Below are 11,578 nucleotides of genomic sequence, written 5' to 3'. Positions count from 1 at the left end.
GGCTGAAGGCTTCCATCATCTCATTGGCCTTGGTGTAGTTCCCGATGGATTTAAGGGACTGCGCGTAGCGATAGTAATATTCCTGCTCTATTTCTTCATTTAGGTTGAACAGTTCGGTGTACCAAAGTGCTGCTTTATCAAACTCCGAATTAAAATAATATGCATTGCCCAGTTTTTCGAAAAGCGCCGCTGACTTATATCCTTTTTTGGCAACGTTTTCATAAATTTCTATAGCATCGATATAAGCGTATTGTTCGTACTTTTTGTCCGCAGCAGCCATTTTGCCTTTTTGTGAAAACAGGCTGAACGGAATCAAAAAAACCAGCAATAACAATGTCGATTTGGGTAGAGACATATTCAAATTAATCAATATTCTTTATAAAAAACAAATTCTGATTCTTAACTTTTTCGAGTTAAAAATCAGAATTTGTGCAATTCTTTTTATAGGCTAGAACTCAACTACAATAAACTGGCTTCGCCTGTTCATTTGGTGTTCCGCTTCAGTACATTTTACGCCGTCGGCACATTTGTTAACCAATTGTGATTCTCCGTATCCACGTCCCGTCAGACGGCTGGCGTCAATTCCGTTCTTAACAAGCCAGGCTATCGTAGATTTGGCACGTTTGTCAGACAAAACCTGGTTGTATTTATGCGTGGCACGGCTGTCGGTATGGGAACGAACATCGATTTTCATCGTGGGATATTGGTTCATCACAGCCAGGACTTTCTCCAGTTCGAAAGCGGCATCCTTCCTGATGTTCCACTTATCGAGGTTAAAATATATGGTCGGAATGTCAAGTACACCGCGCTCGGCTAAGTCAATCCCAGGCTCAATTTTAACCATACGTTTCTTAATCGTGAGGGGAATATACGTATTTCCACCTTGTTTCGGTGCCAGGAATGGCGTTTCATTCGTTTCGTAATCGGTTTTGTCCGCACGAATATAATACTTGCTGTCGCAATCGACTACGCCAAAGGAATATTTTCCCTGACTATCGGTATTGACCGTCGCCAGTTTCTCCATGTCCGAATCGTATAATACGACCTGTGCATCAGCAATCGGTGCATTGGTCTCGCTGTCGGTAACGACACCTTCAAGGATTTGTTCACAATTTAACTTGCGCAACTCGGTAAACTTATAGATGTCATCAAAGCCTTTACCGCCTTCCCTGTTTGAAGTGAAATAACCGGTTCTCGTTTTGGTATCCAATAAATAGCCAAAATCATCCTTACGGCTGTTCAGTGGCTGTCCAAGATTCTGGATGTTTCGAAACACGCCGTCTTTACGGATTTTTGCAACGAAAATATCAAGTCCGCCCAATCCTGGATGACCGTCCGAAGCGAAGTACAATTCATCTTCATCCGTAACATACGGAAATGTCTCTTTCCCGGGCGTGTTGATGGAAGGTCCCAGATTTACAGGTGTACCATAGGAACCATCTTCATTGATCGCTACCTTGTAAAGATCAGACTCTCCGTAAGATCCCGGCATATCGGACGCAAAGTACAATGTTCTTTCGTCAGGGCTCAATGATGGATGCGCGGTATTGTACTCGTCGTTATCGAACGGCAGCTCCGTCACATTGGCCCATTTATCACCTTGCAGCGTCGCTTTGTAAATTTTAAGCAATACGACATCGTAGCGGTTTTCTCCCTGACGCCCTTTATTAAAATTGTTTCGGGTAAAGTACATGGTCTTTCCATCTTTTGTGAAGACTGGTGTAGATTCATGGAATTTGGAATTTACCTCTTTTGAGAACTTTGCCGGTTTCCCGAGTACTGCGTCAAAATCCTGTTGTATTTCTGAGTCGTAAAGATTACTGAAAGCCTTGTTATTCCATTTGTGCTTTCTTTTCACAACGCCACCGGTATCGCGTGTCGTAGCGAAAACAAGTTTGTTCCCGATCATTGAACTGCCGTAGTCGGAATATTCAGAGTTGATTCCGGCATCTTCGATGTAGAACCTTTTGGAATTCAGTTTAATGACTTCGAGATAGTTTCGATTGTCTTTAAAGAGCACAGCGCGTTTGTCATTCCCAGATTTCTCGTTAAACTTGACCATCATCTGCTCTGCTTCAGTATATTTTCCTACAGATTTTAAGGATTGCGCATATCGGTAATAGTATTCTTCCTTTTGCTCTGGGTTCATGGCAAATAATTCCCGGTATGCACCTTCGGCCTTTTCGAATTCCGAATTAAAATAATAAGCGTTCCCCAGTTTCTGGAACATCTTTTCATCCTTATACCCTTTCGCAGCTATTGTTTCATATATCTTAATGGCATCCACATAGGCGAAATTATCATACTTCTTTTCTGCTTTTTTTAGCGCACTTTTTTGAGAGTACATGTTCAATGCCCCGAAATTCACTAATAAAAGGATGAATAATACTTGTTTTTTCATGATAGTGCGTTATTAGAAGAATCTTGGAGATATAATTTTTTCATAATTCCTGAACAGCTCATACCTAAGGAAAACTTCATGAGATCCCGAGTTATAGTTAGCCAACTTTGTAGTTTCGAGGTCGTACCCGTACCCAATGAACAATGAATCACTGATCTGGAAGCCCACCATCGCGCTGACTGCAGCATCCCATCGGTAAGCAAGGCCAAGATTAAATTTATCATTGATGAGGAAGTTTCCAGAAACATCTACTTGCAGCGGTGCGCCTTTCACCATTTTTGTGAGTAACGCAGGCTTAAATTTCACATTTTCACTCAGGTCAAAAACGTGGCCTGCGATAAAGAAAACGTGCATTTTCTCACTGGCGACAGAGCTTGTATTGTCTTCATAGTGTTTGGTTTCAAGAAAATGAGGCACCGAAAGTCCAAAATAAGTCTTATCTGAATGGTAGTAAATACCCGCACCAATATTGGGCGTAAAACGGTTGTCGATGTTTGACTGCTGACTGATTGCGTAATCGCCTGGGTTTCTCAAAATCAACCGGCTGAAATCCACGCTAAGTAAATTTGCCGTAGCCTTAAGTCCAAACGACAGTTTAAAATCTTCCGACGTTTTGATGGTGTAAGAGATGTCCGCTGAGACATCGTTCTCATCTGAAATACCGATCCTGTCGTTAATAATCGAAAGCCCTAACCCGATCTTACTGCCTTCAATTGGTGTATGAATAGAAGCGGTATTTGTTACCGGAGCACCGTCCAGTCCCACCCATTGGGTCCTGTGAAGGATAAACGCACTTAGCACACCTCTTGAGCCCGCGTACGCAGGGTTGACATTGACTGTATTGTACATGTACTGCGTGAACTGCGCATCTTGCTGCGCATACACTCCAGTGATCAACATCAAGGCAAAAAATAAAAATTTTGTTCTCATTCTTTATAAGTTTTATTTAATCCGGAGGGCTGTAATACCCTCCGGAATTAACTTTATCGGGTTAAATGTAAGAATCCAGCTTTTTCCTTCGTATTCACACCATCTTTATATTTGATGATCCAGTAATAAGTACCTTCAGGCAATCCTGCAGATTTGTCTATTGTTACCCTGCCTTCAGAGATGCCCCTGAATGCTTTGGTTTCATTATCATATCCTTCGGTTTCATATACTTTCACGCCCCAACGGTTGTAAATCTCTACCGTGTTGTCTGGGAAGCAAACGATACCCTGAATATACAATTCATCGTAGAATCCATCTCCATTTGGCGATACTAAGTTATAAACTTTAATCGTACATCCGTCGAACACAATGATCGTTGGCTGATCATCGACGTCATTCACATCGCTGGATACGTCCTCTGCGATTTCCTCACCCGCAGGATTGAAGCCTCTTACGGACGCCTGATTCGTTACGCTGCCTGCTGTAATATCACCAGCAGTCAGTACGTAACTTCCTGTCAGGCTGGCTACTTCACCAGGAAGTAAGATGCCTGCACCAGTGTTACCAGTGACAAGACCATCGTTTTCTAAAGTTACCCCTGGTAGAGGATCGCTTACCGTGACATTGTACAGCGTGGTCTGACCTGTGTTGGTTATCGTAAACGAATACGTAATCGTCTCTCCAACCTGTGCAAATCCGTCATTATTCAGGTCATTAAATACACCTGTTTTCATGATTTCAATTGAACTTGACTGGTTCAGCGTCACAATGGTTGGGTTATCATCACCATTCGTTGGATCGCCTTCATCGGAAACATCAGATATCGGGTTACCGGAAATTACTGCGGTTCCACTCACTGTTGCCGAGTTTACAACCTGTCCTGCATCCATATCGGCTATAGTAATCACATAAGTTGCTGTAGCAAGTCCTATCTGACCCGGGGCCAATGTGGACGGTGCAACAATCAGGTTCACAGAACCGGTTAAGGCGTCATTGATGACAATGTTGCTTACGGAAACATTTCCTGTATTGGTCACAGTGAAGGTGTAAGTGATTGTATCACCAATCGCGCCCGTGCCACCAACAACAGCCGTTTTAATCAACGTCAATTGCGGAACAATGTTTAACGGTACAATCGTTGGATTATCATCCCCGTTCGCCGGATCACCTTCATCCGATACGTCAGATACCGTAGCACCATTTGGATCGTTACCTGTTACAGATGCCGAGTTAACGACCATGCCCAGGTTAATGTTATTCTGCGTAATCAAATAAGTTGCAGTTAACACGCCAATCTGTCCCGGTTGCAATGTAGAAGGCAACAGCGGTACCAGTACGGTCTGAGTCAATGCGTCATTCACGACAATATCATTCACCGTCACATTTCCAGTGTTTGTAACCGTAAACGTATAATTTACCGGCTCTCCAACTTCTGGGATACCATTTCCATTGGTATCAACCCAAACACCAGTTTTCACAAACGTCAGTTCCGGATTGATTGTAATTGGCGTCACAGTTGGTGTATCATCACCATTTGTAGGATCAGTATCGTTGTCAGAAGTATCTGTTACCGGAGTTCCTCCAGGAGTAGTTCCTGAAGCTACTGCTGAGTTCACAACCTGTCCTGCATTTACGTCTGCTTGTGTAACAGTATACGTTTGAACTGGCAGGGTGATACTTGTATTCGGCGCTAAATTACCAACGGTTATTGGTGTAGTTCCTAACAATGGATCATTGATTATAATGTTATTCACTGCCACGTTACCTGTATTGGTCACTGTGAAAGTGTATGAAATCGATTCGCCGGCTTCAAGCTGACCATCTGCATCGACATCATTTACCGCAGATACCTTAACCAATGCGATTGATGGTACTTCTGTAAGATTTACCGTGATGGTTACTGTCGCTGTTGATGTGTCGCCATTGCTATCAGTAATCGTGTACGTGAAGCTATCTGTTCCGCTGAAATCAGTATCAGGGGTATAGTCAAATGTATCATCGGTTGGATCATTCGGTGTACCACCATCATTGAGTACTGCGGTTCCATTAGCTGCCTGAGTCGCCACGACGATTGTTCCTGTCGAAGGTCCATCAGGTCCGAATGTATCATTTACCAATACAGCGATATTGACGGTGTCGTTTTCATCGACCGTTGCTACATCATTTACTGCTAAAGGCACATCATTACCCGGAGCATCAGCAGTGATCGTAATGGTCACTACAGCCGTATCCGTATCGCCGTTGGCATCTGTTATCACATAAGTGAAGACATCCGTACCGTTATAGTTCGCATCAGGGGTGTACGTGATCACATCATCAGATGGATCTGCTGTACCCTGGTCGTTCACTGAAGCGGTTCCGTGAAGCGGTGCTACCGTAATGCCCACTGCAACAGTACCTGCGCCGTCGCCGCCATAAGTATCATTGCCTGCATAAGGAACGATGTTGTTCGTCGAATCCTCTGCAACCGTAATCGCATCGTCATTCGCTACCGGAACATCAGCAGTTGGTACATCTGGATTCACTGTAATAAAGACAGTAGCGGTTGATGTATCGCCGTTAGCATCAGTAATGGTATAAGTAAAGCTATCGGTTCCATTAAAATTAGCATTCGGTGTATAGGTCACCATATCATCCGTTGGGTTCGTTGGTGTACCGTTATTATTTACCGAAACAGTTCCGTTTGCAGGATCGGAGGCAATGACGATTGTTCCAGCGTTTGGTCCATCGCCACCGAAAGTATCATTTCCAAGCCATAGGATTTGAACTGGCGTATCCTCGATAGTGATAGCAGTATCATCTGTGGCAACTGGAACATCAGCATCAGGTGCATCCGGAGTCACTGTAATTGTGACTGTAGCTGTAGATGTGTCGCCTGTACTATCAGCAATCGTATAAGTGAAGCTGTCCGGTCCGTTGTAATTTGCATTCGGCGTATAAGTAATCGTATCGTCTGTAGGATCGTTTGGTGTTCCATTTGTATTGACAACAACAACACCGTTTGTAGGCTGCGTCGCGGTGATCTGAACATTTCCAGGTCCGTCACCACCAAAGTCATCGTTAACAATTACTGGAATCGTAACGAAAGTATCCTCTGTAACGCTAGCACTGTCATTTACGGCCACCGGAACATCAGTACCAGGCGCATCCGCGGTAACGGTAATGGTTACAGTAGCAGTAGCCGTCTGTCCATCCGCGTCAGCAATCGTGTATGTGAAGGTGTCACTTCCGAAGAAGTTCGCGTTCGGTGTGTACACGATAGTATCATCTGTTGGATCATTTGGAGTGCCTCCATCATTTACGGTAGCGTTTCCATTTGCAGGTTGAGTTGCAACCAGAATCGCTGTCGCAGACGGTCCGTCGCCTCCGAAACTGTCGTTGACAAGAACTTGTACTGTAACCGGAGTATCCTCTACAGTAGTAGCCACGTCGTTGTTGGCAACAGGAGCATCAACAGTTGGTGCATCAGGCGTAATTGTTATAGTAACAGTCGCTGTTGCAGTCTGCCCGTCCGCATCAAGGATCGTGTAGATAAAGCTATCCGTTCCGTTGAAGTTCGGGTTAGGCGTATACAAGATTGTATCGTCAGTAGGGTTATTTGGTGTACCGTTATTGTTTACCACAGCCAGACCGTTAGATGGGTTTGAGGCAACAATAATTGGTCCTGCAAATGGTCCATCACCACCGAAGTTATCATTCACCAATACTGGAATGTTAACAGTGGTATCTTCCACTACGCTCGCGCTATCGTCAACTGCTACAGGAGCATCTGCCGTATCAACATCAGCATTTACATTTACAAACACTGTAGCTGTAGCCGTCTGTCCGTCTGCATCAGCGATGGTGTAGGTAAAGATGTCATTACCGTGGAAATTAGCATTAGGCGTGTAAGTGATGGTGTCATCCGTCGGGTTGTTAGGCGTACCGTTATTGTTTACAACAGCAACTCCATTCGAAGGATTAGACGCAAGGACAATCGCCCCAATTGAAGGTCCGTCACCACCGAAGGTGTCGTTTACCAACACATTGATGGTTACAGCAGTATCCTCAGCAGTGTTTGCAAAATCGTTGTTTGCAACCGGAGCATTGGCATTAGGATCATTTGGCGTAATAGTGATATTTACCGTAGCCGTATCAGTCTGTCCATCAGCATCTGTAATGGTGTACGTAAATGAATCTGTACCATTAAAGTTAGCATTTGGAGTGTATGTGATCGTGTCATCAGTAGGATCATTAGGCGTTCCATTAGTGTTCACCACTGCTACACCATTTGCAGGCGCGGCAGCAATCAGAATAGCACCTGTAGATGGTCCATCACCTCCGAACGTATCATTAACAAGCACAGGAATGGTGATCGCTACATCTTCGTCTGTTGTCACCGTATCATTAACAGCGTCCGGCATATCAACAACAGCGGCATCCGGCGTAATTGTAATGTTTACCGAAGCTGTTGCAATCTGTCCATCGGCGTCTGCAATGGTGTAGTTGAATGTATCCAGACCATTGTAGTTCGCATCAGGCGTATACGTAATCGTGTCATCGCTCGGATCGTTTGGTGTTCCATTTACATTCACTGTAACCGTCCCATGAACTGGTAATGAAGCAATCACAATCGCGCCTGTAGAAGGTCCGTCAAGCCCAAAGCTGTCATTAGCCAATACGCTGATCGTTACTGCAACGTCCTCAGGAGTTGTAGCACTGTCATTGTTAGCTGATGGGAAATCCTGGTTTGGATCGTTCGGATTTACAGTAATAAACACCGTTGCCGTAGAAAGCTGTCCATCGGCATCTTCAATGGTGTATGTAAAACTATCCGGACCATTGTAACCTGGATTAGGGATGTACGTAATGAAATCATCTGTAGGATTATTTGGCGTACCATTTAGGTTGACCGTAGCAATACCATTAGACGGTGTGGTCGCCACGAAAATCGCACCATTTGAAGGTCCGTCACCACCAAATGTATCATTCGCAAGTACGCTGATGTTTACATTGTTCCCTTCGGTAATGGTTACGGTATCATTATTGGCCTGTGGCGCATCGTTTGTTGGAGCGTCAGGCATAACCGCAATATTTACAGTAGCCGTTGACGTTTGCCCATCAGCATCCGCAATGGTATACGTGAACGAGTCAGCACCATTGAAGTTCGCATTAGGCGTGTACGTGATCGTATCGTCTGTAGGATCATTCGGCGTACCATTAGTGTTCACCACTGCCACACCATTCGTCGGAGGCGTCGCGATCACAATGGCTCCGATTGAAGGGCCGTCTCCACCAAAATTATCATTGGCAAGCACGTCGATAACAATTGCTGTATCCTCAGGAGTAGTTACTGTTTCGTCATTCGCAGTTGGTACGTCTACAGCAGGATTGTCCGCGGTTACCGTTACCGTAACAGTAGCTGTAGAAGTCTGTCCATCAGCATCAGTTATAGTGTACGTAAAAGTATCCGTTCCGTTGAAGTTGCTGTTTGGCACATATGTTATGGTATCATCCGTTGGATCATTCAGCGTTCCATGATTCAATACGACAGCCACACCATTAGCAGGTTGTGTTGCCGAAATCGATCCTGAAGCAGGGCCGTCTCCACCGAAACTATCATTAACAAGTACAGTAATATCAATCGCTGTATCTTCTGTTGTCGTTGCAGTGTCATTTACTGCTGACGGCAAGTCATTCAGCGGATTGTCAGCAGTGATGCTTATGGTCACCGTAGCGGTCGCAGTCTGTCCATCGGCATCAGCAATTGTATACGTAAAACTATCAGAACCATTGTAATTCGCATTCGGTGTGTACGTGATGGTATCGTCAGTTGGATCATTAGGTGTACCTCCATCGTTAACAGTTGCAATACCGTTAACCGGTAGCGTTGCCACTACAATTGATCCGGTAGACGGTCCGTCACCTCCAAAGTTATCATTTACCAATACATTAACAGTGACAGGGCTATCCTCAACTGTCGTTGCAGAATCGTTGTTGGCAACAGGGAAATCAGCCAATACGTTATCCGGATTCACAGTAACTGTAACCGTAACCGTAGACGTCTGTCCATCAACATCAGCGATTGTATAGGTAAAGGTATCCACACCATTAAAGTTCGGGTTTGGAGTATATACTACCGTATCGTCAGTTGGGTTGTTAGGTGTTCCTCCGTTATTTACGATTACAGAGCCGTTTGTTGGCTGCGTTGCGGTAATTGGTCCTACACCAGGTCCATCTCCACCGAAGCTATCGTTCACAAGAACAGGAATGTTCACTGCAACGTCTTCCGTAGTTGTAGCATTGTCTGGCTGTGCAACTGGGAAGTCCGCGTTCGGATCGTCTGCACTTACCGTAACTGTTACCGTTGCTGTAGAGGTCTGACCATCAGCATCTGCAATAGTGTAGGTAAATGTGTCCACTCCGTTAAAGTCTGTGTTAGGGGTATATACTACCCTATCATCCGTTGGATCGTTAGGTGTACCACCATCATTAACCGTAACAGTACCATTTGCAGGCTGTGTTACAGATATTGGTCCCACACCAGGTCCATCGCCACCGAATGTATCATTCACCAGTACATTAATAAGGATTGGTGTATTTTCCTGTACGGATACGGTATCATTATTAGCCACTGGAACATCGATAGCAGGGTTATCAGCAGTAACAGTAATCGTTACCGTTGCTGTGGAAATTTGTCCATCAGCATCAGCGATCGTATACGTGAAGCTGTCTACCCCATTAAAGTTTGCGTTTGGCGTATACGTAACCGTATCATCCGTTGGGTCAAATGGCGTACCATTCGTATTTACAACAACTATACCGTTCAAAGGTTGCGTTACTGTAATGGTACCGAATGATGGGCCATCACCGCCAAAACTATCATTCACAAGTACAGTTACTGTTACCGGGGTGTCTTCTGCCGTTGTAGCAACATCAGCGATAGCAGATGGTGTATCCGTTGCAGGGTTGTCCGGAGTAACCGTAATAGTAACAGTTGCTGTAGACAATTGTCCGTCAGCATCTGCGATAGTATAGGTGAAACTGTCTACACCATTGAAATTTGCGTTCGGCGTATAGGTAACCGTGTCATCTGTCGGATCATTTGGCGTACCGTTCGTGTTCAGCGTAGCCACACCGTTAGCTGGTTGTGTAGCGATGATAATTGGTGAAGAAGAAGGTCCATCTCCTCCGAAATCATCATTGGCTGTAACATTAATAATTACTGAAGAATCTTCTGCTACTGCCGCTGAATCTGCGGAAGCAGTCGGTGTATCAAATATCGGATTATCTGGCACAACGGTAATCGTCACTGTTGCAGTTGATGTTTGTCCGTCACTGTCTGCTATAGTATACGTGAAACTATCACTTCCATTGTAGTTTGCATTAGGAGTGTACGTGATTGTATCATCCGTAGGATCAAATGGTGTTCCGTTGGTATTCACCGTTACAGTACCATTTACTCCTTGCGTCACCGTGATTGGTCCTACTCCTGCTCCATCACCACCGAAGTCATCATTCACAAGGACGTCGATAGTAACAGGACTATCTTCATTTGTCGTTGCGGAATCATTCGTCGCTGTTGGCGCATCGTTAAAAGGATTATCAGGAGTAATTGTAATAGTTACGGTTGCAGTTGATGTATCACCATTAGAGTCGGTAATTGTTTATGTAAACACATCACTTCCATTAAAATTAGGATTTGGTGTGTACGTAACTGTATCGTCGGTTGGATCATTCGGTGTGCCGTTGGTATTTACAACAGTAGCTCCGTTCGCAGCAGGTCCAACAGTAATTGCAGATGCAGATGGTCCATCAGGGCCAAATGTGTCGTTGATTAATACCGTTACTGTAACAGCAAAACCTTCTCCTGTAGTCGCCGTATCGTTCACAGCCACAGGTACGTCCGTTCCGGCCGCATCAGGGGCAACAGTGATCGTTACCGTAGCCGTTGAAGTGTCGCCGTTTGAATCGGTGATCGTATAGCTGAAGGAATCCGCCCCGTTGTAGTTCGCATTCGGGGTATAGTCTACCGTATCATCGGTTGGGTCATTAGGTGTTCCGTTCGTGTTCACTACAGCGGTTCCGTTTGTGGCAGCAGCAGCGATCGTAATGGCTGTAGCTGATGGTCCGTCAGGTCCGAAAGTATCGTTTACAAGTACCGCGATATTCACCGATTGGTCTTCGGTTACGTTCGCCGTATCGTTCACAGCCACAGGTACGTCCGTTCCGGCCGCATCAGGGGCAACAGTGATGGTCACCGTAGCC

At 44.9% G+C, this 11,578-nt stretch carries 4 protein-coding genes and 1 pseudogene; all 5 read right to left on the bottom strand.

The features are described 5' to 3' along the window. Positions 1-355: pseudogene (locus tag CFE23_RS01155) on the bottom strand (flagellar motor protein MotB); the annotation flags it as partial. Between the two features lie 93 nt (positions 356-448). After that, on the bottom strand, positions 449-2,401 hold the full coding sequence (locus tag CFE23_RS01150; RefSeq protein WP_291082795.1) for an OmpA family protein: 1,953 nt from the start codon (positions 2,399-2,401) through the stop codon (positions 449-451). Positions 2,402-2,413: 12 nt separating this feature from the next. After that, positions 2,414-3,331: a type IX secretion system membrane protein PorP/SprF gene (locus CFE23_RS01145; protein ID WP_291082792.1), complete on the bottom strand. Its 918-nt coding sequence runs from the start codon at positions 3,329-3,331 to the stop codon at positions 2,414-2,416. Between the two features lie 53 nt (positions 3,332-3,384). Next, positions 3,385-10,974, bottom strand: coding sequence for an Ig-like domain-containing protein (locus CFE23_RS01140; protein WP_291083328.1), 7,590 nt, complete (start codon positions 10,972-10,974; stop codon positions 3,385-3,387). A 3-nt stretch (positions 10,975-10,977) separates the two neighbouring features. After that, positions 10,978-11,578: Ig-like domain-containing protein (locus CFE23_RS01135; protein ID WP_291082789.1), on the bottom strand; the 601-nt coding region annotated here is incomplete at its 5' end.

Origin of the sequence: Flavobacterium sp. BFFFF1, assembly GCF_002256285.1 — a bacterium.
GTDB lineage: Bacteria > Bacteroidota > Bacteroidia > Flavobacteriales > Flavobacteriaceae > Flavobacterium.
Note: the sequence above shows the minus strand (reverse complement) of the source record. Positions and strands in the feature narration are given on the sequence as shown.

Coding starts and splice junctions, on each gene's coding strand:
- CFE23_RS01150 (WP_291082795.1), bottom strand. CDS start 2,401: ATGAAAAAACAAGTATTATTCATCCTTTTATTAGTGAATTTCGGGGCA.
- CFE23_RS01145 (WP_291082792.1), bottom strand. CDS start 3,331: ATGAGAACAAAATTTTTATTTTTTGCCTTGATGTTGATCACTGGAGTG.